Source organism: Dolomitihabitans soli (assembly GCF_022213955.1).
GTDB classification, from domain to species: Bacteria; Actinomycetota; Actinomycetes; order Streptosporangiales; family Streptosporangiaceae; genus Streptosporangium_A; species Streptosporangium_A soli.
Genome location: NZ_JAKNTW010000055.1, coordinates 1 through 25,002, shown reverse-complemented (window position 1 = coordinate 25,002; position 25,002 = coordinate 1). Strand labels below are relative to the sequence as shown.

Sequence of the window (25,002 nt, the reverse complement as noted above, 5' to 3'; positions counted from 1 at the left end):
GGCCATCGCTTTGTTCTCCTTCGATCTTGTACTTTCGCACTCGAAGGATCACGCGATGGCCGTCCTCATTAACGACGCCACGCCTGTCACCAGGCCAAACTCATACACCACTTCCGTGGACGCAACCATCCTGTAGAACGCTTCGGCGGTGTCCCCGTCGTCGTGTCTCGCCAAGGTCGCCGCTGACCAGACGGTCCCGGTCAGGTCATACGCCTCAAGGATTTCCATGATCTCTTTGTCGGATTTCGTCACATGTCCTCTAGGCTTCACAGTTTCGCGATCACTCCTGCGTGATCATGAGCACCATTACGGGTCTGCCGCGTAGACACAGGCGTCCACGCGGCAGACCCGTAACCGTGAGAGCAGGGCGTCGTCGCGCGTGCACATGCACGGCACTTCACCGTTCGTGCGGTGTCAGTTGAAGTCGGCGCGGTGCTCCTCGCACCACTGGCGGAAGGTGCGCGGTGCGGTGAGCGGTTAGAACCCGTATTTGAACCCCTCTCACGGGGCTGCTGAAGCTGGATGAGGCTAGTGCCCCGTGGACGACGGCTCAGGTGCCACGTGCGGTGCCCGAGTGAGGGCGGCCTGCTTGACGAGGCGCCATGGAGATCGGCCCGCTCCGGACCGCCCGCTCGCCGGTACCGATCGAGGGCACGCTCGCCACGCAGGCCCGCACGTTGCGAGTTACCTACCTCGTGGGCCTGTTCAGATACAGATCGGCCTGTTCAGATGCAGATCACGATCTTTCCTCGGGTGCGTCCGCGCTCGGCGTGCGCGTGGGCGTCGGCGATCCGCTCCAGGGGGTAGGCCTGTTCGATACGGGGTGTGTAGCGGCCTTGCCGGCCCAGTTCCGCGGCTGCGGACAGGAGGGTGGAATCGTTCTCCGCGTTGACCACATGCGTGCCCAGGCGCTGCCCGCCCGCATGGTCGGCGACCGTCGCGACGCGCGTCGGGTCACCTGTGATCGCGACGAGGTCGTCCAGCGATCCGGAGGCCGCGGTGTCGAGCGCTGTGTCGACTCCGCGCGGCGCGAGCGCGGACAGACGCTGCGCGAGGCCGGGGCCGTAGGTGGTGGGAACGGCGCCGAGTGCGGTGAGGAACTCGTGGTTGCGTTCACTGGCTGTCCCGATCACAGTGGCACCTTGCGCTACCGCGATCTCGACCGCCGCGCTGCCCACGCCACCGGCGGCGCCCTCGACGAGAAGGGTGCGCCCCGCGAGGGAGCCGAGCGCGTTCAGGCCGCGCATCGCGGTCACGGACGCGAGACCGGCGCCCGCGGCCTGCTCGTCGTTCCACGTGTCGGGGGCGTGGGCCCAGGCCGAGAGGATGACCAGCTCCGCGGTTGCGCCGGTGACACCGCCCAGCCCGAAGACGCGGTCGCCGATGCTCACCCCCTGCACTCCGTCACCGATCTCGTCGACCACCCCGGCGGCGTCGCGCCCGGGAATGGCGGGTAGCTCCAGGGGAATCAGCTGCTGCAGGGCGCCGGCGCGCAGCTTCCAGTCGATGGGATTGACACTGGCCGCCGCGACGCGGACACGGATCTCACCAACTCCGGGGTGCGGGTCGGGGGCCTGCTTGATCACCAGGCTCTCCGCTCCGCCGTATTCGTGGAACCGGGCTGCGCGCATAATGGTCTGCCTTACTTTGATGGGCCGGAATGACGTGTTCATCCGACGCTCGTCACTCTAGAACCTGACGTTGACGTGAGGTGCAAGCCGCAACTGCCGCCCGGCCGGAGGAGGGCAGGCGCGGATGGGTGAGGTTGCCGAGCGGGCGGGGGTGAGCGTGGGGGCCTGCGCCACTACGAGGGATCACGCCGCCCGTCACGGTCGACACCCGTGTGCCCTCGGGGGGGCTCGGCGATCCCGGCACGACGCGAGGACTGCCGTGCGTACGTAAACCGCGTGAATGCCACCGGGTCATGATCAATCTCGGCGCCCGCAACGGTTCAATCGGCCCCCAGGGCTGCCCCCGGAGCCGGTACTGCTAGCCTAAACCTGACGTCAACGTGAGGTACGAGCGGGAAGGGAGTGACCTGCGTCATGCGCATCGGACAGCTTGCCAGGCGGTCAGGGGTCAGCGTGCGGGCACTGCGCTACTACGAGGAACAGCGGCTCCTGGAATCGGCGCGGACGTCCGGTGGGCAGCGTGACTATCCCGACGAAGCCCTGGAGCGGGTCCAGCTCATCCAGGACCTCTTCGCGGCCGGCCTCTCCAGCCGTACCGTCGTCGAACTCCTGCCGTGCGTGAGCACCGGCGTCGCGACCCCCGCCATGCTCGACCAGCTCATCATCGAACGCGACCGCATCGCCGCACGCATCGAGGACCTGACCCGGGCCAAGACCAAACTCGGCCGCGTGATCGAGAATGTGGCCGCGGCGAACGTGGCGCAGGACTGATCAACCCGTCGCGAGGGGTGGGGCCCCGACCTATCCGGCATCTACCGGGCACTGGCCGGCCACGGGAAGCCCCAGGCGTATCCGGAGGCCGTCGAGACAGAGTTCGTCGCTCTCGCTGCCCCGGACACACGCCGGGCAGCGGTGGGCAGGGCAGGTCGGCAGCGATGCCGACCAGCAAGACGATCGCGGTCCTTTCCCTGTCACCGAGATCTTCGTGTTCGTCGTGGACGCGATCCATGACGAAGTCGCCGATGTCCTCGCCCGGAAGGCCGTCCGCGTGGGCCTGGCGGACGAGATGAACTGCTATCGCGGCGGCCTGGCGCCAGTCCACCTGATGGTGCCAGCAGCAGCCCCGAGCGAGGACGTTGCCGGGGTATGAGCCAGGGAGCAAGGCAGCGGATCCGGCGCACCACCCAGACCTTCGGGCCGATCATGCACGTGGGGTCGCGGAGTTCTCGAGGGATGGGCAACTCGGTGACCTCCACGACCTCATACACCCAGCGGGGATCGTGTCGTTGGGCTACCACCGCACGACGGTGAACGTGCCGACGCCCACCTCGACGGGTTCGAGAAGGGAGCCGTCCCGGCCGGCGGCCAGTGTGAGCATGCCCGCCGTCTGGCACGACCGTTCCCCCGCGGAAAGAAGCGCGGTAGATGGCCGGCGCTGATGGTCATCGGGAAAGGGCCGATCGTCACCGGGAAGACGCACATAGCGCATGTCCATCGACGGCCCCGGCGGGTGCACCATGACCCCGAGGCTGCGGGGCAGGGCGGGGTCTGCCTCCACGGTGAGCGCCACATGCACGTCTGCGACGTGCGTGGGCGATTGAGGAGGGGTGCGCCCGGGGACGGCCAGGACCGACCATCCCGTCATGGGCACCGGATCTTGCCGCCGTTCATCGTGGGGGCGGGCCGGCCGAATCTTGATGACGCGGCCAGAATCAGGACACGGGACCTAAGCAAACGACAACCAAGCCAGACGGAATTCACAGGATCAAACACCCACTAGCGCTCGCCTGGAGTGACAACGCCGGACTCGTAGGCCAGGACCACCGCCTGGACCCGGTCGCGCAGCCCGAGCTTCGTCAGAATGCGCCCCACGTGTGTCTTGACCGTGGTCTCCGACAGGAACAGATCGGCCCCGATCTCGGCGTTGGACGCGCCCCGCGCCAGGCCGAGGAAGACCTCACGCTCACGCTTCGTGAGCACCTTGAGCACAGCGTCCGGGGCGGTGTCGGTCTTCGCGACGAGCCGCCCGATGAGCCGCCGGGTCGTGGAGGGTGCGATGATCGAGTCGCCCCGGTGCACGTGCCTGATCGCGGCGATGATCTCCTCCCCCGGCGCGTCCTTCAGCATGAACCCGCTCGCGCCCGCGCGAAGCGCGGCCAGGGCGTGCTCGTCGAGGTCGAACGTGGTCAGCGCCAGCACCTTCGGCGGGTCCTCCATCCGCTGGATCTCCCGGGTGGCGGTGACACCGTCCATCCGGGGCATGCGGATGTCCATCACCACCACGTCGACGCGCCGCGACTCCAGCGCCTTCAGGGCCTCCAGGCCGTCAGCGGCCTCCGCGACCACCTCCACGTCGGGCTGGGACCTGACGACCATGGTCAGGCCGTTGCGCAGCAGTTCCTGATCATCGACGATCATGATCCTTATGATGGGAAGCTCCTCACTCATAGGGCAGGGCGACCGACAGTACGTACCCCGCCCCGGGCCGTCTGCCGGCCTCCAGGGTTCCGCCCACCATGCTGAGGCGTTCGCGCATCCCGGTCAGACCGACGCCGGGCTCCTCGGCGGGCGGCCCGGCGCCGTCATCCGTGATGGTGATGTGCAGTCCGTCCGGACGCCACGCGAGCGTCAGGTCGGCGACGGCCGTAGCCCCCGCGTGCTTGATGACGTTGGTCAGCCCTTCCTGGATGACGCGATAGGCGGTCAGGTCGACGGCGGGGCGCAGCGGCCGGTCATCGCCGAGTTCCTGTACGGCGACGCGTACGCCCGTACTGCGCACCTGGGCGAGCATGTCGTCGAGGTCCCCGAGGCCCGGCTGCGGAGCGGTGCCGCCGTCGGCGCGGACCACGTTCAGCAGCCCGCGCATGTCGCGCAGGGCGTCGCGGCCGACCCCGGCAATGGTGGCGAACACGCCCGCCTGGGGCGAGTCCGGATCGGACAGCCTGCCGCCCTCCGCCTGGCTGACCATGACGGCGAGGGAGTGGGACACCACGTCGTGCATTTCGCGGCTGATCCGGTCGCGCTCCGCCCGTGCCGCCTCCGACCGCTCCCGGGCGCGGTCGGCCTCGGCGCGCTCGGCCTTCGCTCTGAGCTCGGCCAGGAACAACATGCGTATCCGGCTGAGACGGCCCAGCGACCAGAGGCACGCCGCCGCGGCGACCAGGCCGACCGCCAGCCCGATCCGCCACGCGACCAGCCCATAGGAGCCCGACGAGCCGCCCCACGAGGCCGGATTCCACAATCGCCCCAGGATCAGGAGCACTCCGGCCAGGGAGACGGCCAGGCAGACCAGGCTGGGCAGCAGGCCGAGCCGACCGGACACCGTGTAGAGGAGCAGCCCGAAGACCAGTGAGCTCGGCAGCAGCACCGACGGATAGTAGGTGCCGCCCGGGTCGTGCAGGGGCGGCAGCACCACCAGCAACAGCATCGCCGCCGCGGCCAGGCCGTACGCCGCCGTCGGGCGCACGCGACGCGGGACGACGCAACCATGCAGCACCAGCACGCCGAGACCCGCGAGCAGGCGGAGGGACACCGGACTGTCCGAGGCCCGGAGCAAGCTAAACGAGACCAGGCCGAGCGGCAGCACGAGCAGGACGGCGAGCACGGCGTCGGCGCCCATCTGATGCCTGTGGAGAAACGAGTCCACCGCGGCGCCGGCAGGGAACGGGGACTCCTTCACACCCACCATTATCGTCACCATTCGTGAGCGAGGTGCCGGCGCCGGCTGAGGTACGCCACAGCGGCCACCGCCAGGGCCGCTCCCCACAGCGGCCACAACATCTCCGGCAGCCAGGCGCCCAGCTCGTCGGCCGACCCCGCCGGGCCGGCCTGCTCACCGGTGAGCTTCTTACGCACGTACATCAGCCCAGCGGACGTGATGGGGAGGGACACGGCCAGCGCCGAGTAGGCCGGGAAACGCGCCGGAATCGGCCGCCCGCGCAGGAACGGCACCCAGCGCGGCCAGATCTCACCCCACGGCCGGACCAGGCCGACGGTCAGACCCGCCCCGATGAGGCCGAGAACGGCGAGACCGGCGCCGATCGGGGTGATCTCGGCGATGTAGGCCAGGAACTCGTCGCTGATGCCGACGGGCACGCCCAGGAGCCAGCCCAAGCGGGTGACGGCATAGACGACCGGGACGGCGACCGCGACGACTGTCGCGTACCGCCCGATCCTGAGCGCGCCGACGGCGCTGAAGGGCTGCCTGCGCCCTCCGAGGAGCGCCCGCGTTCCCGTGACCATCAGGCTGACACCGACTGCCGTCATGATGAGCAGGTTGACGATCGGCCAGGTCAGCATGCTCGCGATCAGCGAGAACTCGGCCTGGCCGATGAGCGCGGCGGCCAGCATCACCGGCAGGTACCCTGCGGTCATCATGATGCGTACGTCGGGCAGCACCACCGCCAGGCCGACGCCGGCCACGACAGCCACCACGGCGGGGGCCCGGTTGAGCGGGCCCCTGGCGGCGAGCACGGCGACGCCGGTGGCCACCAGCGCCGACAGCGCCAGCACGCTCCCGCCGACCGCCGCCGGAACGGGGTCGAGCAGGGTTTGGCCCGCGCCCGCGCGGCCTGCGTCGAACGGATATCCGGGCCCTCCGAGAGCCCAGAGCAGGCCGAGGGCCAGATAGCTCACGGACCAGACCCCGATGATCAGGACTGGCACGACCATACGGCGATTTCCTGGATGAGAGGTGTTCACCCGGCTCAATCTGCCGCCGCGACGGTGCCTCGCACATCGTCACCGGGTCTCGACGAGGTCCTCCGAAGGTCGCGACGGCGTCGTCCCCGAGGAGGACCTGTCAGCCGCGGTGAGTTCGGGGCGAGGTTCGATCGTCCGGTGCCGATAGCCGCATCCGCGCTCCCCCCACGCGACCTGTACTGCACTGACGGTAGACCTCCCAGCGCACTGGAAGGTCAAGGCTTGGCCTGGCGGTATGCGCATCGGCGACCTCGCCGCCACGAGCGGGCTGACCACCAAGACCATCCGCTTCTTTGTAAAGGAGACGACTTCGTAGCCATGCCGATGATGAGCGCTTGCCAGTCCCCATGAAGCCGACGGTCAGCCGACGCGATCACCCTCGGGTCCGGTTGCCGTAGAACCTGATGGCGATGTGGGTGTCGTCCACGGTCACGTTCAGGATCTTGCGGGCGTGCACAGCGGGAAGCGCCTGGACGTGAGCACGATCTCCGCCGCCCCGGGCGCCTGTCCACCAGTGGACGTCCAACCCGGCCGGACAGGGCAGTCCCCTGAACCGGACCCGGCGGATCTGGGGCCGCTGACCACGACCGCGCAAGCCCTGCCGCCCGGTCGAAAGGAGGGCGGCAGGGGGCTTGGCTTTCCGTTCGGGACCTTTGGCCGCTGAGGCCGTCTAACGGCCTTTCAAGGCGCGGCGGACGAGAGGATCACCCGCGGGTCCAGCGTTGGTTGGAGCCGCCGGTGCATGTCCAGATCTGGAGTCTGGCGTTGTTGGTCGTGGCGTTGTTGGCGACGTCCAGGCATTTGTTCGCGCCGACGGCGGTGATGGTGCCATCGGTGTTGAAGCGCCACTTCTGGTTGTTCTGGCCGTTGCAGTCCCAGATGAGGACGCCGGTTCCGTCGGCGGTGCCGTTGTTGTTGACGTCCAGGCACTTGTTGCCGTAGACCCGCAGTTCACCGGCGGCGGTGGAGGCCCACTGCTGGTTGTTCTGGCCGTTGCAGTCCCAGATCACCACCTGAGTGCCGTTGGCCTGCGAGGCGCCGGTCACGTCCAGGCACCGGCCCGACCCCACGCCCTGGATGCGCGACGTGGACGGGGAAGGCGTGGGCGTGGGATTGGGCGTGCCGCCGCTGACCCGGAACACGACGGTGCCGTGGGACGGGACGCTCGCCGAGATGGCGCCGGTGGTCGTGGTGACGGCGTTCGTCCAGGCGTCACGCAGGCTGAAGGAGCTGCCGGACAGGCCGATGGCGGACGCGGTGGTGCTGATCGTGGTCGTGCTGCCGCCCTGGTTGAACAGGGCGACCGCGACGTCGCCGTTGCTCAGGCGTTTGGCGAGGATGCGGCGCGTGCCGTCGTTGCTGATCTGGGTGGCCTGAAGGCCGAGCGAGTCCTGGTTGATGGCGGTCAGGTGCTGGTTCTTCAAGATCGTGGCGGTCGCGTTGTCCATGTTCCGGACGTCGTTCCCGGCGATCAGAGGCGCGGCCATGATGGCCCACAGGGCGAAGTGGCTGCGCATCTCGGTGTCGGTCATGCCGCCCCGGCCGACCACCATCATGTCGGGGTCGTTGAACTGCCCCGGCGCGGCGTAGCCCGACAGCGGCGCGTTGACGTTGACGATGTTCTGGATGCCCATCGGGTAGCCGTTGGTCTGGCCCGTGTTCCAGGCGTTGGTGATGTCCTCGGTCGTCCGCCAGATGTTGGCGACGTCACCCCAGTTGCGTTGCGGGCCGGTCTTCTCGTGGATGCTGTTGGAGTTGATGCTGTAGAGGATCGGCCGCCCGGTGGCCGCCAAGGCGTCGCGCATCTTCGCGAAGGTGCGCACCTGGTCGTCGATGGTGCCGGTGGGTGAGCACCAGTCGTACTTGAGGTAGTCGACGCCCCAGGCCGCGAACTGCCGGGCGTCCTGGACCTCGTGGTTGAGGCTGCCGGTCGCGCCCGGGTAGGAGTTGAAGTACTGGGCGCAGGTCTTGTCCAGGGGCGCCTGGTAGAGGCCGAACTTCAGCCCTCGGGCGTGCAGGTAGTCGCCGAGCGCCTTCATCCCGCTCGGGAACCGCGACAGGTTGGCCTGGAGGTTGCCGGCGGAGTCGCGGTTGGGGTCGAACCAGCAGTCGTCGACGACGACGTACTGGTACCCCAGGTCGCGCATGCCGTTGCTGACCAGGGCGTCGGCGGTCTGCCGGATCAGTGTCTCGTTGATGTTGCAGCCGAAGGTGTTCCAGGTGTTCCACCCCATGGGCGGGGTTCGGCCCACGCCGTTGTTCAGCGCCTGCGCGGGAACGGCCGGGGTGACCGCCACCATGGCCAGCACCGCGGCGGTCAGCAGCGCGCGCGTTCGTTTCCTTCTCATGGACATCGCTCCTCAGTGGATGGAGGCCGGGCCTACGGGGCGGGATGGCGCTTACCGCACCGTGGGCCCGGCGGTTACTCGGTCGGAAACGCGTCAGGATCACGGACTGGCGCAGGTGGCCGCCAGGTGTCTGCAATTCGAGTTGTTATCGCTAACATTTGAGATTCCGGATATTTTGTGGCCTGCTCCTGAGTGGGGTGATGTCGCGGAGTACATCCAACTGGTCGATCGGCGTCAACGAGTTGCGGCCCTCGTTGACCTGGGCATCGCCGTCGGCATGCTTCCCTGCCTGGACATTCGTCCGGAGAGAGATCACCTGACGGCGCCTGCGCAAGTGAAAGATTCACCGAAGCCAATCTCGTAACCTGGCTGGTAGGGATAACGCGGCTGTTAGCGCAAACAGCCGTTTCGGCGCACGACGTGCACACCGGGATGTGCGTCGCCGCGATCGGTGGCCGGCTGTGGCGAAGCGCCTACGGATCAGGTCGGGGACCGTCACACGCCCGTGATGGTCCATTGGTTGTTGGTGTTGGTGTTGGGCGTCCACATCGCCACGGTGGAGCCGGCGGTGTTGTTGCCCATGCCGTCCAGGGCCGTGCCGGTGCCGCGGTTGATGATCTGGTGGCGGCCGTCGCCCATGCTGTTGAGCCGCCACTGCTGGTTGTTGCCGCCGTTCCAGGCCGCCTGCCGGGCGTTGGCGCCGTTGGCGGTGTTGCCCCAGCTGTCGATGACCATGCCGTTGGTGCGGTTGACCACGCGGTACCAGCCGCCGCCCAGATCCACGAGCTGCCACTGCAGGTTGGCGCTGCCGTCGTAGTTCCACTGCTTGAGGTTCGATCCTGAGGTGACGTTGCCGCCGCTGTCCAGGACCAGGCCGGTGGTCACGTTGGCGATCCGCACATAGCTCGTCGGGGGTGCGCCGGACCCTGTCAGGCGGTACGTGCGGCCCGCCTGGCCGGTCAGCGCGATGACGTCGGACTCGGGTTTGGTGACGGTGACGGTGCCGCCGTTCGTGGTGTCGACCACCTGGTAGGTGCCGGTGAAGATCCGGTTGCGCACGTTGACGGTTCCGTCGCGGTCGAACCTGACGAGAATCTCGGTCGCCGCGCCTGAGCTCCACGTCGTGTCCACGGTGTAGCCGCCGCGCCCCCGCAGACCCTGCACCTTCCCGGCCGGCCAGGCGGCCGGCAGCGCCGGGAGCACGTGCAGTTCGCCGTTGTGGCTCTGCAGGAGCATCTCCGCGATACCGGACGTGGCGCCGAAGTTGCCGTCGATCTGGAACGGGGGATGCAGGTCGAACATGTTCGGCGCGAGCCGGGCCGTCGTCACCAGGAGGCGGAGCAGGGTGTGCGCGCGGGCGCCTTCCTCCATCCGCGCCCAGTAGTTGATCTTCCAGGCGAGTGACCAGCCGGTCCCGTCGTCGCCGCGCAGTTCGAGGGTCCGCCGCGCGGCGGTGTACAGCGCCGGGGTGCCACGCTTGGTGATCTGGTTGCTGGGATGCAGGCCGTACAGGTGGGAGATGTGGCGGTGGGCGGGCTCGGTCTCGACCCAGTCGTGCAACCACTCCTGGATGTTGCCGCGCGAGCCGGTCTTCATCGGAGGGAGCCGGTCCCGGGCGGCCAGAACCTGCGTCCGGAAGGTGGCGTCGACGCCGAGCGCCTGGCCGGCCTTGGCGCAGCCGTTGAACAGGTCGCGCAGGATCTGGTTGTCCATCGTGGGGCCGGCGCAGACGCTGACGCCGCTGTGGTGGGCCAGTTCCGGGGAGTTCGACGGGTTCGTGACCAGATACCCGAGGCTCGGTTCCTGCACGAGGGTATCGAGGAAGAACTGCGCGGCGCCTTTCATCGCGGGGTAGTACTGCCGGAGGAACTCGATGTCGCCGGTGAAGGTGTAGTGCTCCCAGATCAGGGTGGCCAGCCACGCGCCGCCGGTCTGCCACATGCCCCAGAGCGCGCCGTCGACGACCGACGTTCCCCGCCACGCGTCGGTGTTGTGGTGGGTCACCCAGCCGCCGGCGTTGTACTGGACCTGGGCCGTGCGGGCGCCGCTGACCGTGAGATCGTTGATCATTTTGAACACCGGCTCGAAGCACTCCGACAGGTTCGTCGTGTCGGCCGGCCAGTAGTTCATCGGCAGGTTGGCGTTGATGGTGTATTTCGAGTCCCAGGACGGCGCCAGCGAGTCGTTCCAGATGCCCTGCAGGTTGGCCGGCTGGGTACCGGGCCGGGAGGAGGAGATCAGCAGGTATCGGCCGAACTGGAACAGCAGCACCGAGAACTGCGGGTCGTTGGTGCTCGCGTGCTGCGCGATCCGCACGTCGGTCGGCTGGTCGGCCGCCGCGGTGCGGCCGAGGTCGAGCGTCGTGCGCCCGAACAGCCGTTGGTAGTCGGCGACGTGCCGGGCGCGCAGGTCGGCGTAGGTCCCGGCGACGGCGGCGTTGAGATGCTGCCGCGCGATGCCCTGGTAGTCGCCGCCGACGTCGCGGAAGTTGCGGTAGCTGGAGCCGATGGAGATCAGCACCGTCACGCTGGTCGCGGACGTCACCCGCAGCGTGCCGCCGGAGCTGCTGACGGTGCCGCCTTCGACGACGGCCCGGGCCAGTCCGAGGAACCGGACCGCGCCGGTCTTGCCCTCCATGTCGCCCGAGACGCCGTCGAGCGCCACCGTCGCGCCGTCCGGGCTGGATCGCGTGGTCCGCTGGGGGCTGTCGAAGGTCGCGGAGAACGTGATCGAGCCGGGCCTGTCAGCGGTCAGGCGCATGACGATCACCTGGTCCGGCGCGCTCGCGAACGTCTCGCGCTGGTATCGCACGCCGTTCTGCAGGTACGACACCGTCGTGGTGGCCGTGGTCAGGTCCAGGTAGCGGTTGTACTCCGAGACCCCGGCGGCACTGCCGAAGCTGAGCCGCAGGTTGCCGACGGTCTGGTAGGCCAGCTGGCCCGCGGGGCTCCCGAGCATGTTCTGGTCGACCAGGGTCTGGGCCTGGCTCCACTGGTTCTGGAAGACCAACTGCCGGATCTGCCCCAGCGCCGCCGCGCCCCTGGGATTGCTCTGGTCGTACGGTCCACCGGCCCAGACGGTGTCCTCGTTGAGCTGCAGCCGTTCGGTGTCGACGTTGCCGAACACCATGGCGCCCAGGCGGCCGTTGCCGATCGGAAGGGCGCGCAGCCAGTCCGTGCCGGCGCTCTCGTCGTACCACAGCGCCAGATCGTTGGCGGCGCTCACCTCCGGAGGGGGCGCCGACGCGGCCCGCGCGACCGCCGTCCATTGCGGCGGTAACAGCAGAGCGCCGGCTCCGGCTGTTCCGATCTGGATCAGTCGCCTTCGTGTCAGGTGGTGCTCGTCGGACATGGTCGTTCCAATCGGTAGGGGGTGTGGCACTTGGGGGTGCCGCGGCGGAGGAACGGAAAGGGGTATCTGAGGCGGGTTATTCCTGGGCTTTCCTTTGGTGAGGCGGGACAGGATGATGGCGCCGTTGAGAACCTGGATCCTCTGGGCGGGCACGCCGGCCAGGGTGAGGACGGTCTGGATCAGGTAGAGGAGAAGACATGGACGGTCGGTGTCGAACGGTGGGAGTCACCTCGGCGTTCGATCGCGCAGGTTCACAACCAAGGGGCTGAGCCGGCGCTGCTGTGCGACGCGACCGTGATCGGCCACCGCCAGCAGCCGCCGGCCGGCCTGTTCCGGCCGAACGCCGGGACCGTCGGCCGTCAGGGTGCCCGGCCGGCGGGTGAGCCCTCTGATGACGTCCTCGTCGATCGTGAGGCCTAGGCCGGGCGAGTCCCCGAGGAGGAACGCGCCGTCCTCGACGCACAGGTCGACGGACACCCCGAGCGGCGGCTGCAGATCCTGCAGCTCGCTGGCCATGTGATTCGGCACCGACGTCGCGGCGTGCAGCAGGGCGACCGGGATGTTGCCGATCGGGCTGACCGGCAGATCGTGGGCGTGAGCCAGGACGGACACCCGCAGAAAGTGCGTGACTCCCCAGACCGCGGCCGTCTGGACGATGTCGACGGCCCCCGCGGCCAGCAGCGGACGATACTGCTCAAGCCCGGTGAGGTTCTCCCCGGTGGCGACCGACGCGCGGATCCCACGGCCGACGACGGCCAGGCCCTCGGCGTCCCACCGCCGGACGGGCTCCTCGATCCAGCTGAGATCCAGGGTGCGCTCAAGCTCGCAGACGTGCCGGATCGCCTGCTTGCGCGACCAGGCTTCGTTCGCGTCGAGCATCAGGCCCGGCCGCCTTCCGTGCCCGGCCTCGGTCAGGACCTCCTGGACCAGAGTCAGGCGGTGTCGGTCCCGCTCGATGTCGAGGCCGCCCTTGATCTTGGCCGCCCGTAGACCGTGCTGGGCGTAGACCTCGTACACCGAGACGAGTTCGTCGTCGGTCAGGCCGATGTCCAGGCCCGAGGCGTAGGCGGGAACGCGCCTGTCACGCCCGCCCAGCAGACGCCAGAGCGGTTCACCGGCCGCCTTGGCCTTGATGTCCCACAGGGCGGTGTCGAGCGCGCCGATCGTCCCGAACACCGCGCCCGCGTGGCCCGCCTTGAAGGTCTGCCGCAGCATGCGGTCGTACAGCGCCGTCACGCCGCGCGGATCCTCACCCTCGATGGCGGCGAAGACGCTGTCGAGCTCCACGTGCGGCCCGATGCCGACACCGGTGATCCCCTCGTCGGTGTCCACCATGATGATCGACACCGGAACGACCCCATCGGCGTAGACGCCGTTGGCGTCACCGACCGGACGGTCCCATTCCTGGACCGTCGTCAACGTGCGATACCCCGAAATCCGCATGTCAGCCCTTCGTGGAGCCGGCGGTGACGCCGTCGGCGATCTGGCGCTGGAGAAAGAGATAGATCATTAACACGGGGACGGCGGCGATGAGAACCCCGGAGGCGAAGGTGGGGATGTCGTCGGAGTACTGTCCACGCAGCGCGGTGACCCCGACCATGAGGGTGCGGTGGTCGGCCGACGGCATCATCAGCAGGGAGATGAGCACGTCGTTCCAGCAGAACAGGGCATTGAGAATGCCGACCGACAGGAGGGCCGGAGTGCCCATCGGCAGCATGATCCGCCGGTAGACGCCGTACGTCGTGTTCCCGTCGATTCTCGCCGCGTCGACTATTTCCGGCGGAATGGTCTTGTAGTAACTCGTCATCAGGAAGATCGTGAACGGGAGGAACTGTGCGACGTACGCCAGGATCAGTCCCGGGTAGGTGTCGATGAGGCCGCTATCCGCCATGACCCGTGCGAGCGGCACCATGATCACCTGAAACGGGATGAACAGTGCCGCGAGACAGCCCAGGAAAAGCGCCTTGGAACCGCGAAACCGCAACTGGCTCAGCGCGAAGCCCGCCATCGATCCGAGGAGCAGCAGGACGACCACCGAGATCGTCACCACGATGACCGAGTTGGCGAAGTAGCGTGCCATGCCGACGCTGGTCCACGCGGTGACGATGTTGTCCCAGTGCAGGGAAGTCGTCGGGGAGAACCGGTCGAGGACGTAGTCACGCCGGGTCTTCATGGCGACGTTGGCGGTGAACACGAGAGGGTAGATCGTCGCCAGCGCGAGGAGCGCCATCGGAACGGCGACCACCCACTTGCTCAGACGGCTGCCGGGCATCAGTCCTCCCTCCCGGCGCGGCGGAGCACGCTGATCTGCAGGAGCCCCACCACGAGCATGATGACGAAGAGGATCGTCGACGCCGCCGAGGCGAGCGCGGGGCGGTTCATCTGACCCTGCTGGATCCAGATGTAGTACTCCGGCAGGTAGGTGGACCCCTCCGGACCACCGCTGGTCATGACGTACAGCAGGCCGAACATGGACGTCAGCATCCCGATCATGGTGGTCACGAAGACGAACTGAATCGTGCGGGTCAGGCTTGGGATGATCACGTGCCAGATGATCTGGGGAAGCGACGCGCCGTCCACCCGGGCCGCGTCCAGGAGCGCGGAGTCCAGGGTGGCGAAGCCGGCGAGGAACACCACCAGGGCCATCCCGAACGTCGCCCAGATCTGCACGCCGACAACCGCGAACATGGCGACATCAGGGTCGCCGAGCCAGTCGATCGGGCCGACGCCGATCCCCGCGAGAACGGTGTTCAGCGGGCCGTCGAAGGCGAGCATGAGGTTGAAGATCGCACCGACGATCACCGGCGAGAGCACGGCCGGAAAGAAGTAGACGCTGCGGAAGACCCGGTGTCCGGGTACGCGCAGATAGATGAACGTCGCGAGCAGGCCCGGGATGGCCACCGCCACGGGAAGCAGCAGCACCAGCAGTCCGACGTTGCGCAGCGCGCCGCGGAACAACGGGTCCTGGAACAGGTCCAGGTAGTTGTCGAGGCCGACCATCGTCCCGTTGCGCTCGCCGTCGCCCGTGAAGGAGAAGTTGACGCCCAGGAGCAGCGGCCACAACCGCAGCGCCACGATGATCAGTACGGCCGGAGCCACCAGAACGAAAGGCGCGAGGCGCTCGGAACGCAACGTGCGGGAAATGGTCCCGGTGCCACCGTGGCGTGCCCGCCGCCTGATCTCTCCTCCGCCGGCCCGCCCGGAGTCGGCCGGGCGGGCCAATGGTGACGTATCTCGGATCGCCACGCGATCAGCTCTCCCGATCGGAGGCGGCCAGTTGCTCCACCGCCTCGTCAACGGTCGCCGATCCGCTCAGAAGCTGCTGGGACAGCCTGCCCATCAGATCCAGAGTCTTCGAGGACAATGCGACATGCAGGGCGGGCTTACCACCCTTGATCTCGGACACGATCGTGCCGACGGCCGCTGGGCCCTGCGACACGTCGATCGTGGTGTCGGACGCGATCGCGCCGGCGTCGGAGTAGAAGGAGGTCAGGGCGTCGGTCGTGGTCAGCGACCGCACCAGGTCGGCGGCCAGCTTCGGGTCCTTCGCCCACTTCGCGACCGCGTAGCCGATGCCACCGTCGTACGGAAGAGTCGGTCTGACCCCGGTGGTGACGACCGGGGCGCGCATGACGCCGACCTTGTCGGCTCCCAGGAACTCGCTGAAGTCCTTCCAGTGCCCGATGTCCGACATCAGGCCGATGATGTGGGCGGCCTTACCGGAGTTGAAGATGGCGAAGGCATCGTTGAACATCGCCGTCGAGTTGGCCCCGTCGTTGTTCAGCCCCGAGTCGCCGGCCTCCTTCCACAGCTTGAAGACCCGCTTCACGTTGGGAGAGGTCCAGGCGCGCTTCCCGGCGATCCAGTCGTCGTACTCCTGCGGCGTCAGGATGCCCGAGCCGAGGCCCGAGAGGAAGAACTGGATGCCGGCGCCTTCCTTGTTGCCGAGCGCGAAGCACCTGACCCCGGTCGCCTTCTTGATGGTGGCGCAGTCGTCGATGAACTCGTCCCATGTCGTGGCGGGGCTCGCCGGGTCGAGTCCCGACTTCTCGTACAGCGTCTTGTTGTAGTAGATCGGATGGCCCTGCAACGTCACCGGCGCGGCGTAGATCTTGCCGTCCTTGCTGAACGCGTCCCAGCCCGCCAGGCGCTGCTCGTCCTCGGCCACGTACTGGTCGAGCGGAAGGAGCGCGTCGACGCGGTCGCGGATCTGGCCACCTCCGTTGAAGAGCATGACATCGGGTCCCGTGCTGGACTGGATGGCCGCGCCCAGCAGGGTGTAGTACTGGTCGAACGGCTGGGCCACGAACTCGACCGTGACACCAGGATGCTTCTTGGCGAAGTCCTCCTTCGCCTTACGGACGTAGGAGGCCGCAGCCGCGTCACCGGATTTCCAGTCCCAGACCACGAGCTTCGTGACCTTGCTGGAATCTCCCGGCGACGATGCGGGCCGTGTGGCGCTTCCGCAGCCGGCCAAGGCCAGCCCCGCTACCAGGATGGCCGACCACAGTGTTCGCTGCTTCATTGCTGTTCACTCTCCAGAGGACGGCCGGCTCACCCGGCCGCTGCTTTTGAGGCGAAACGTAATTCGTATGACGTGTGACGTCAATACGTGTGACATATACTCACGTTGAATGTGGCGCGGCTTGCGGCACCGGAGGAGATATGACGACATCGCAGGAGTCGCCGCCGAGCGTCGTATCCCCGGCGTGGGTGCGACGGCCAGCCAACCTCGCCAGGGCGGTGACGGCGGAACTGGTGGAGCGCATCGTTCGGGGAGTGCACCCCTCCGGCACGCCGTTGCCCGCCGAACCCGCGCTTTGCAATGCCTTCTCGGTGAGCCGGACCGTCATCCGCGAAGCGGTGAAGATCCTTCAGGAGAAGGGGCTGGTGCAGGTTCGCCAGGGCAGCGGCACCATAGTCACCCCGCCGACGATGTGGGACATGCTCGACGAGCTCGTCCTCGCGGCGACTATCGCCGAGGATGAGAGCCTGGCGATCCTTGACGACCTCGTCGTCACACGGCGCGTGCTGGAGTCCGACATGGCGAACTTCGCCGCTCGCCTCGCGGATCAGGACACCATCGACCGGCTGCGTGCGCTGGTGGATCGGATGGACGAGCTCGTGGACGACCATGTCACGTACGCCGAGCACGACCGCGCCTTCCATGACACGATCATGCAGACGTCCGGGAACCGTATCGCCCGTGGCGTGGTGCGGGCCCTGGAAAGCCAGGTCATCAACACCGCCCGCTACATGGGCCAGCCCCAGCCGGCCCTGTGCGTGGCGTCCAATCTCGGCCATCGCCGCATTTACGAGCGCATCGCCGCCCACGACCCCGGCGGCGCCGCCGAGGCGATGTTCAATCACATCACCGACGCCTGGCTCGTCCGCCGCGGCGGGCCGGACGACCCCGTGCGCCTGGAGCGTTGAGCGCCGACCTCGCTCGACCAGGACGCGGCGTCCGTCAGGCTCGGCCCGATGGACATGCCTGTGAACCACGCGGGAGGCGCCCTCGGCATGGACCCGGAGGCGTACCCGCGCGCGGGCGACGTGGTCGAACTCGAGATCGACGGCCTCGGCCGCCGGCGGCAGCGGATAGGGCAGGCGTGAGAGCGCAGGAAAGCTCCCCGAGCGCGGCGGCACGGGAGCGCTCTCGGTGATGCCGACGGCTATGGACACGCGTTCCCCCGCGCAGGGCTGTCGGGGAGGTTCGAGGGCTCGGTGGAGGGAGCCGGATGGGGCAGGCCCAGGGTGGTGATGCGCCGCACCAGGGCCTCGCGCCGCACCTGGACCTGCCGGCCGCTGTCGTGGCCGGCCAGGGTGGCGGCGTGAACTTCGGCGATGACGTGGGAGTGCGGAACGTTGAGCACCGCGGCGGCCGTGGCGACGCTCACCCAGGGCTCGTCGGGCAGCATCGCCAGCCGTTCGGCGATCATGTGCTCGCGGAATTCGGCGGCGAACCACACGGTGGCGTCACCGATGCCGAGATGAAGGATGAGGCCTTCACGTTCCAGGTGCCACAGGAGGTCGTCGATGCCGCCCGGCGTGCTCATGCGGTGCTCTCCTTCGTGTCGGTGGTGTCGGCGGAATGGGGATGCCCGGCACCGCGTTCCTGCGACGACGTCCCCCCGGACGGTCCCGGACCAGTGGTTCGTCCGGGACCGTCTGTGCCCGCCCCGGCCTTCCGCGGCCGGAACGTCCAGGTGATGGCCTACGCCGGGACGGTGGGCCGCCCCGGCGAAGGCATGAGATGGCTGGATCAGCTACGCAGGCTCCAGCGCTGGTTGGCGCCGCCGTTGCAGGCCCAGAGGTTGAGCTTGGCGCCGTTGGCGGTGGCGCCATTGGGCACGTCCAGGCACAGTCCCGACTGCACCCCCGTGATGGTGCCGTTGGCGTTGACGTTCCACTGCTGGTTCGCCTGCCCGTTGCAGTCCCAGATCACCACCTGGGTGCCGTTGCCGGTTCCCTGACCGTAGGCGTCCAGGCACTTGTTCCCGTACACCATCAGCTGCTTGCCCGAGGTGGGGGTCCAGCGCTGGTTGGCGCCGGCGCCGCAGTCCCAGATTTGAGCCTGGGCTCCGTTGGCGGTGCTGCTGTTGCTGACGTCGACGCAGCGGCCCGACTGGGCCCCGACGACCTGCACGTTCTGCTGGCTGCCGCCCCCCTGGGGCCCGGCGGACGCCATCACGGCCTGGGCGCCCGACGGCCAGTTGCCGTTGGTGACCGTGACGTTGCCGTTGACGACGTTGCCGCGGTCGCCGTTGGTCACGTTGGTGCTGTTGTTGGTCGACCAGTTGTTGGTGACGGTGAAGTTCCCCATGTTCTCGGCGAACCAGTAGTTGGCGGTGGCCCAGGTGCCGGTGGAGGAGAAGACGTTGTTGCGGGCGGTGTAGTAGCGGGAGCCCTCGTCGAAGTAGATGCCGAAGTAGCCGTTGGTCCGCAGGCAGTAGTTGTCGCTGATCAATCCGTTCGGGTTCGCCGACAACGTGTAGATGCATCCGCCGTCGTTCATCTGTTGCATGACGTCGTGCACGTAGTTACCGGTGAGCCGGTTGTTGGACGCGGTGGTGGGCGTGGTGTACCGCGGCTGGTAGTTGTACAGGCCGCGGCCGGCGTAGTGTTCACTGCCGCCGGCGTCGTTGGCCCCCCAGCCGTACCCGATCGACATACCGGTGTACGGCATGTTGTAGACCTCGTTGTTGGAGATGGTGGCGGTGTTGACGTAGGTGGTCAGGACCGAGACAATGCCCCGGTACTCCACGCCGAGGTCGTGGAGGCGGTTGTTGCTGACGGTGATGTTCCGGTTGACCATCCGCTGGTCGCCGGGGTGATGAGCGTCGGCGCGCACGCCGCCGACCACGATGCCGCCGGCCGAGTTGCGGGCGATCTCGGACCGGGTGACGGTGATGTTGCTCGCGCCCAGGCCGACACCGCTGGTGTGACCGTTGGCGTCGTTGCCGATGCCCACGGCCGTCTGACCCAGGTTGACGAACTGCGAGTCGCTGAAGGTGATGTTGTTGGCGGCGGACACCTGCACGGCGGCGGGCATCTGGTACCAGTTCGGCCGGGCGGCCTCGAACTGCGGGCAGCCGTTGTGGCAGGAGGTGAAGCTCGGCCAACTCCAGTTGCCCGCGATGTAGGAGCCGGTCTGCTGGTCCACGTAGCCCTGGTTGCTGCTGGGCCCCATCCAGGTCGTGCCGGTGAACGTGATCCCGGTGAACGTGATGTGGTGCGCGGGCGCGTCGTAGGTGCCCCCGACGTTCACCAGGGACTGCAGCACCGGCAGCTCCACGCTGACGTTGCTCATGTTCTGCCCGGCGAGCGGGATGTAGGACAGCACACCGGTCCCGGGATTGATGTGCCACTCGCCCGGCGCGTCGAGGAACTCGTACGCGTTGGCCAGATAGAGCGGACCCGCCCGGTGCGGGCTGGTGAAGGTGTCGTACCCGAAGTTGTTGTTGCTCCAGCCGGGCTGCTGCATCGTGATGAAGTTCCCGCTGATGTTCTGCACCGTCACGTACCGGTCGGTGAACGAGCCGACGCTCTCCATCTCGACCCGGTTCTTGTTGGCGAGGGTGTTCAGATAGTTCAGGGCTCCGTTGGTGAAGGCGAGGCCACTGCTGTTCGCGGTGAAGTCCGACCGGTTCACGGTGGTACGTGCGCGCGTCGCGATGGCGCCGTTGACGTAGAGCTGCCGGGTGTCGCTCCCGGCGCCGACGTTGGCCTGCCAGATGTTCTTCCCGGAGTCGGTGAGCGACCAGCCGGTGACCGCCCTGGCGCCACTGACGACGGGGCGGGCGCCTGCGGCGGCCTGCCATTTGACGGTGTAGCCGTTGTTGCCGGAGTCGGCGGCGGTCAGCCGGAGCGGCGCGGAGAGCCGGTACACCCCGTCGGCCAGCTCCACGACGATGTCACCGGACATCGCGCCGGTGAGCGCCCGCACCGCGGTCTGCGCGGCGGGCAACGAGCACGGCTGAGCGGCGGAGCAACTGGTTCCGGTACCGGCAGGGGAGGCGTACAAAGTCGTGGTGGCCGCCAGGGCGGGGGAGACCGGCGCCACCAGAGCGGCCGCGGCGGTCAATCCCATCGCGGCGGCTCCGGCCAACACCAGCCTCCGCATCGCGGGGTACGAGAATCCAAACATGGGACTTCCTTATGTGTGGGGGGCGCTCGGCGGAACGTCCCATCGGAGCTGGTCCGGCGGGTGCGGCTCCGGTCCTCGTGCCGCCGTCGCGTCGAGCGCGCGGCCTCACGGCCCGGGTGGCACACCCAGGGCGCAGCCGTCCGGGTGCGGATGACGTGCTGACCTTCTGGGGCGGGTAAGCATGGGAAGGTGGCCCTGCCGTGGGAGGAGATCCCCCGCCGGGACGGTCGCTTTCCCCGGCGAGGGATCCTGAAGGTGCCTCAGAGGTCCGGAAAGGGATCAGCCCCTGGTCCAGCGCTGGTTGCTTCCGCCGTGGCAGGACCAGATGGCGAGTTTGGTGCCGTTGGCCGTGGCGCTGTTGGGTACGTCCAGGCACTTGTTCGCGCCGATGGCGGTGATGGTGCCGTCGGAGTTGACCCGCCACTTCTGGTTGTTCTGGCCGTTGCAGTCCCAGATCTGCACCGGGGCGCCGTCGGCGGTGCTCTGGTTGCTCACGTCCAGGCACTTGTTGCCGTAGACCCGCAGCTCAGTCGCACCGGTCGATGCCCACTGCTGGTTGTTCTGGCCGTTGCAGTCCCAGATCTGCACCTGGGCGCCATTGGCCTGCGAGACGCCGCTCACATCGAGGCACCTGCCCGAGCCCACACCCCGGATCGCACCCGCCCCCGTCGTCGGCGTCGGCGTCGGAGTGGGCTCGGGCGTGGTCCCGAACTGCGTGAAGAACCTCCACACCTCTCCCTTGGTCCAGGTCGTGATGCCGCTCTCCGTGTAGGTCCCATCCACTGGGCCGGGCATGTGACCGTTGTCGAAGGCGGCCCACACGACCGGATACCCGGCCCGGCACCCCGAGTAGGTGGTGGTTATGTGCGTCCTGCTGCCCGACCCCGGCTCGGGCGGGTTCTGGGCGGTACAGCCGTTGTTCCTGACGAACCTGTCACGCAGCGACCGTCCCTGGGAGATGTTGAGCACCGAGTCCCCGATGCCGTGGAGTCCCATGTACGCGATGGGCTGAGAGCCGTCGCTGCACCCGCTGAGCTGCGCGCCGGCGTAGACCGCGACCGCACGGAAGACCGTCGCCCTGCTGCACGCGAGCGAGTAACTCATGCCGCCGCCGTAGCTGAAGCCCAGAGCGAAGCGCTGCGCGGTGTCGACGCACAGGTCCGCCTCGATCCGCCTGATCAGGTCGTCGACGAGGGTCACGTCCTCGCCGCCGGAATTGGCCCAGCCGTTGCCGATGCCCTGGGGCGCGACGAAGATCGCGCCGTTGTTCGACATCTGCCGCAGGCCGTAGAAGGACCAGGGGTACCCGCTGGTGCCGCCCGAGTCGATTTCGTTGGCGGTGCCGCCCCGCCAGTGGAACGCGAAGATCAACCGGTAGGGCGTGTTGTTGTTGTAGTTGTCGGGGGTTCGCAGGATGAAGGAGCGATTCTTGCCGCCGCTCTGAATCGAATGCGTACCGCTCACCAGCGTCGGGGCCTTGCCGCACCCGGCGGTCGGCGCCAGGGCGCCGGCACCCGTGGACGAGGTGGTTCCGCCGAGGCTGTTGCTCAGCGCCGCGTGACCCATGGACACGACGAGAAGTGCCGCGACCGCGATCACTCCGAAGATGGATCTGCGCTTCGACATCACGCGACTCCCTCTGCGGTTCGAATGTCGACACGTCTGGATGGGTACACCACTGGGTTCTCCTTCATTGGGGGGTGGGAGCCTCAGCCGGCCGGGTGGCGGCTCAACGCCGTTTCGTTGGTTTCCGCGCCGAACACCACGTCTGGCCGGTTCTTGCCGGCGCCGCCGTACGGCCGCGCCCTGGTTCGAGGCGGCCGGAACCGTCGGCGTCACCGTCGTGGACGACGATGTCCGTCCCTATCTCCGGTGGCTTCGGCCGGTACGGCTCAGCCGCGAGCTGCCTGGTGAAGTCCGCCTACGCCATCGGTTTGCCGCCGTTGATCCGCGTGGCCTGCTTGAAGCCGCCCTCATGGCGGTGGCACGGCCGGCGAGCACGGCGAGTACCGTCCCACGCTCAGCGCCGACAGCCGGTCGCCCCGGCATCGGTCGCTTCCGCGTGGCTGAGTCCGATCGCTCACGTGATTCTCCAGACATACCGCGGTGTCCGGCGAGTGGCACCGCGAGGGGGGTGTGATCTGAGGGACTGCGAGAGTCGCGGCGGTCAGGCCACGATGCACGACCGCCGCGGAGTGCCCCACTCCAGATGCGGTCCAGCCGAGGAGACCTCCGACAGGAGATGTCCCGGAGACTTAGCTACTAATTACGTTCCTCACGCTGAGGCGCGTCAAGACCTTAAGCCCACTTATTTCTGACTCCTCACAAGGAGGTCCTTGCCAGAGTGGGAGCTCTTCCCAGCATAAGTACAGCTAGATGGCCTTCCCCTTCCACCCGCCCGGTTCAAGAATTTGGTAGCGCGTCAGATGTATAGCATTCAATGCCGGGGCGGGCGGGAAGGATTGATACCGATCCGGGCCTCAGTTGGTCGTACTCTTGAGGAGGTGGTGGCAGGGAGGGAGAACGGGCAGCGTGATCGATACTCCGCGTGCGAAAGGCCCATACCGGCCGGGCTACGAGGTGGCCGCGGAGCAGGTGCTGGAGTTGATCAGTCGGTTGCGCCTGCGGCCCGGCGACCGTATGCCCACCGAGAACGAACTGGCCCGGCAACTGGGCACGAGCCGAACCGTCGTGCGCGAGGCGGTGAAGATACTCTCGGCGCTCGGCCGGGTACGCGCCCAGAAGGGGCGCGGTCTCTACGTGGCCGACGACGAGGGGATGCTCGGCACCGGACGCTGGGCCTCCTTCTTCCTGCCCACCGACCTGGACCACATCTACATGCTCTTCGAGTTCCGCCGGGCCCAGGAGATGGAGACCAGCCGGCTGGCCGCCCGCCGCGCCACCCCGGCGGAACTGGGAGACATCGAGAAGTCGGCAGGGGTGTGCCGCTACGGATTCGACACCGGACGCGAGGATCTGTTCAACGAGGGCGATGACGCGTTCCACACCGCCATCGCGACAGCCTCGCACAACATGTTCCTGCAGATAGCGGTGCGAGAGGCCCGCCGGCTGCAGGCCCAGTCCAACCTCATCGGACTGCGCGGCTCGGTAGGCGGGCACGCGGCCAAGGCCGTTGAGGAACACGACGCCATCTACCAGGCCATCCGCGTCGGCGACCCGGAAGCGGCGGCCCAGGCCGCGGCGACACACATCGACAACACGCTGGACGACTACCGCAGGGAGATCCAGCAGCGCATCTTCTCGCCGACCGATTGATTCCCCGTGAGCAGATTGCGCTGGTAGCGCGGGCGCGGCGCCGCCGTCGCGCCGGTCGCTGGCAGTGGCTGGCAGAAGCCCACGTGCGCCGATGACCGCTCTGCTCGGGAGGAGAGTGCGAGGTGCCGCCCGACCGCCGCAGGACGGTCACGGGTGAAAGTTTCACCGCGCCGCGCTCTCGGGAAGAGCGAACGCTCTTGGGTGAAAGCAGATGAGACCCGCTCGCCGAACAAACGCCCGGAACGCAAGAACCACTCGATTCTTGACAGGCCTTCCTCGCTTCGTGTCTACTCTGCCGCACTACCCACAACCAAGCCCGCCGGGCAGAGGACAGGTCTCGATGAACTCATGTGAGCGCTAACAAAAACACTCGACTCGAGCGTCCCGCCCCAGACGCTCTGTCCAACCCGGTTGACTAAGGATGTGAGCGTTACCGTCACCGGCCCTCCTCGCACAGGACATCCTGGAGGACTCACGAGGATCAGCCGCCTTCGATGCCGGGACGCCTAGAACTCGGTGAACGTTGTCGTCGTCCAGACCCAGCGCCGGGAAACGGTTCGACGGCCTTCCACGTCGAGGCGGTCCGGGTGAGCTTCCCGCGGACCGGCTTCGGATCGACCGGGTGAAGAACCCGCCCAGGGCGCCGACCGTTCCGGGCGGTTCACTCGGTGGAATCAGCCCCTGGTCCAGCGTTGGTTGCTTCCGCCGTTGCAGGACCCGATGGTGCCGATGGCGGTGATGCCGGGGGAGGTTCAGGAGCGGAACCAGCGCCGGCCGTTGAATCCGATGGCTTCGACGATCAGCAGGATGATCTGGGCTCTCCGCGTGACCCGGGCGGGCTCGGTCTTGCGCCGAGCCCGCCGCTCCGGCTCCACCCGGTCCTGATCGCGGCGCTCACCCGATGGGCGTACGCGTTTGTGGTGAACGTCGGGAACCTTCGAGCCGGATCTGTGTCACGCCGTCAGCGTTGGAGTGTCAGCAGGCCTGGCCGGTAGGGGAGGAGGCCGTAGTCGCCGCCGGAGTTGGGGTTGCGTCCTTGGTAGAGGAG

Annotated in this window: 21 protein-coding genes; 5 read left to right on the top strand and 16 right to left on the bottom strand. The window is 67.9% G+C overall.

Features of this window, described 5'->3' with window-relative positions:
* Positions 1–48: 48 nt before the first annotated feature.
* A complete protein-coding gene (locus MBA17_RS48485; RefSeq protein WP_238505742.1) occupies positions 49–252 on the bottom strand; it encodes a hypothetical protein in 204 nt (67 codons plus the stop codon).
* Between the two features lie 473 nt (positions 253–725).
* Positions 726–1,631 carry an NADP-dependent oxidoreductase gene (locus tag MBA17_RS48480; protein ID WP_455432995.1) on the bottom strand — a complete coding sequence of 302 codons (906 nt, stop codon included), beginning with the start codon at positions 1,629–1,631 and terminating at the stop codon, positions 726–728.
* Positions 1,632–2,045: 414 nt separating this feature from the next.
* On the opposite strand from MBA17_RS48480, the gene MBA17_RS48475 reads away from it, so the two are divergent.
* Entirely contained in the window at positions 2,046–2,402 is a 357-nt protein-coding gene (locus MBA17_RS48475; RefSeq protein ID WP_238505740.1) for a MerR family transcriptional regulator, read from the top strand.
* A gap of 214 nt (positions 2,403–2,616) precedes the next feature.
* Complete coding sequence (locus MBA17_RS48470) at positions 2,617–2,781, top strand: hypothetical protein (protein WP_238505739.1); 165 nt, start codon at positions 2,617–2,619, stop codon at positions 2,779–2,781.
* 141 nt (positions 2,782–2,922) lie between these two features.
* On the opposite strand, the gene MBA17_RS48465 is transcribed toward MBA17_RS48470, so the two are convergent.
* From MBA17_RS48465 to MBA17_RS48420, 10 genes are all read right to left on the bottom strand, one after another.
* Entirely contained in the window at positions 2,923–3,276 is a 354-nt protein-coding gene (locus MBA17_RS48465; RefSeq protein WP_238505738.1) for a hypothetical protein, read from the bottom strand.
* A gap of 131 nt (positions 3,277–3,407) precedes the next feature.
* Positions 3,408–4,049, bottom strand: a complete 642-nt coding sequence (locus MBA17_RS48460) for a response regulator transcription factor (RefSeq protein ID WP_238505737.1) — start codon at positions 4,047–4,049, stop codon at positions 3,408–3,410.
* A 22-nt stretch (positions 4,050–4,071) separates the two neighbouring features.
* On the bottom strand, positions 4,072–5,310 hold the full coding sequence (locus tag MBA17_RS50890; RefSeq protein WP_238505736.1) for a sensor histidine kinase: 1,239 nt from the start codon (positions 5,308–5,310) through the stop codon (positions 4,072–4,074).
* Between the two features lie 14 nt (positions 5,311–5,324).
* Positions 5,325–6,302, bottom strand: coding sequence for a hypothetical protein (locus MBA17_RS48450; protein WP_238505735.1), 978 nt, complete (start codon positions 6,300–6,302; stop codon positions 5,325–5,327).
* A gap of 734 nt (positions 6,303–7,036) precedes the next feature.
* Complete coding sequence (locus tag MBA17_RS48445) at positions 7,037–8,680, bottom strand: glycoside hydrolase family 27 protein (RefSeq protein ID WP_238505734.1); 1,644 nt, start codon at positions 8,678–8,680, stop codon at positions 7,037–7,039.
* Between the two features lie 495 nt (positions 8,681–9,175).
* Positions 9,176–12,031 carry a glycosyl hydrolase family 95 catalytic domain-containing protein gene (locus MBA17_RS48440; protein WP_238505733.1) on the bottom strand — a complete coding sequence of 952 codons (2,856 nt, stop codon included), beginning with the start codon at positions 12,029–12,031 and terminating at the stop codon, positions 9,176–9,178.
* A 225-nt stretch (positions 12,032–12,256) separates the two neighbouring features.
* Complete coding sequence (locus tag MBA17_RS48435) at positions 12,257–13,474, bottom strand: mandelate racemase/muconate lactonizing enzyme family protein (protein WP_238505732.1); 1,218 nt, start codon at positions 13,472–13,474, stop codon at positions 12,257–12,259.
* A 1-nt stretch (position 13,475) separates the two neighbouring features.
* Complete coding sequence (locus MBA17_RS48430; protein ID WP_238505731.1) at positions 13,476–14,303, bottom strand: carbohydrate ABC transporter permease; 828 nt, start codon at positions 14,301–14,303, stop codon at positions 13,476–13,478.
* Positions 14,303–15,163, bottom strand: a complete 861-nt coding sequence (locus tag MBA17_RS48425; RefSeq protein ID WP_238505730.1) for a carbohydrate ABC transporter permease — start codon at positions 15,161–15,163, stop codon at positions 14,303–14,305. Before MBA17_RS48425 ends, MBA17_RS48430 begins: the two co-directional genes overlap by 1 nt.
* A 118-nt stretch (positions 15,164–15,281) precedes the next feature.
* Positions 15,282–16,556, bottom strand: coding sequence for an ABC transporter substrate-binding protein (locus MBA17_RS48420; RefSeq protein WP_238505729.1), 1,275 nt, complete (start codon positions 16,554–16,556; stop codon positions 15,282–15,284).
* Positions 16,557–16,696: 140 nt separating this feature from the next.
* Between MBA17_RS48420 and MBA17_RS48415 the strand changes: the two genes are divergently transcribed.
* A complete protein-coding gene (locus MBA17_RS48415) occupies positions 16,697–17,464 on the top strand; it encodes a FadR/GntR family transcriptional regulator (RefSeq protein ID WP_238505728.1) in 768 nt (255 codons plus the stop codon).
* Between the two features lie 48 nt (positions 17,465–17,512).
* Positions 17,513–17,644 carry a fumarylacetoacetate hydrolase family protein gene (locus MBA17_RS48410; RefSeq protein ID WP_238505727.1) on the top strand — a complete coding sequence of 44 codons (132 nt, stop codon included), beginning with the start codon at positions 17,513–17,515 and terminating at the stop codon, positions 17,642–17,644.
* Between the two features lie 59 nt (positions 17,645–17,703).
* Here the strand turns inward: MBA17_RS48410 and MBA17_RS48405 are convergent, their stop codons facing one another.
* The 3 genes from MBA17_RS48405 to MBA17_RS48395 form a co-directional block, all read right to left on the bottom strand.
* Positions 17,704–18,087, bottom strand: coding sequence for a MerR family transcriptional regulator (locus MBA17_RS48405; protein WP_238505726.1), 384 nt, complete (start codon positions 18,085–18,087; stop codon positions 17,704–17,706).
* Between the two features lie 206 nt (positions 18,088–18,293).
* Positions 18,294–20,678 carry a ricin-type beta-trefoil lectin domain protein gene (locus tag MBA17_RS48400; protein WP_238505725.1) on the bottom strand — a complete coding sequence of 795 codons (2,385 nt, stop codon included), beginning with the start codon at positions 20,676–20,678 and terminating at the stop codon, positions 18,294–18,296.
* Positions 20,679–20,957: 279 nt separating this feature from the next.
* Positions 20,958–22,304: a lectin gene (locus tag MBA17_RS48395; protein WP_238505724.1), complete on the bottom strand. Its 1,347-nt coding sequence runs from the start codon at positions 22,302–22,304 to the stop codon at positions 20,958–20,960.
* 906 nt (positions 22,305–23,210) lie between these two features.
* On the opposite strand from MBA17_RS48395, the gene MBA17_RS48390 reads away from it, so the two are divergent.
* On the top strand, positions 23,211–23,954 hold the full coding sequence (locus tag MBA17_RS48390; RefSeq protein WP_238505723.1) for a FadR/GntR family transcriptional regulator: 744 nt from the start codon (positions 23,211–23,213) through the stop codon (positions 23,952–23,954).
* Between the two features lie 752 nt (positions 23,955–24,706).
* Here the strand turns inward: MBA17_RS48390 and MBA17_RS50130 are convergent.
* Positions 24,707–24,829 (bottom strand): glycoside hydrolase family protein, encoded by a 123-nt coding sequence (locus MBA17_RS50130; RefSeq protein WP_274387095.1) that lies wholly within the window; start codon positions 24,827–24,829, stop codon positions 24,707–24,709.
* Positions 24,830–25,002: the final 173 nt, after the last annotated feature.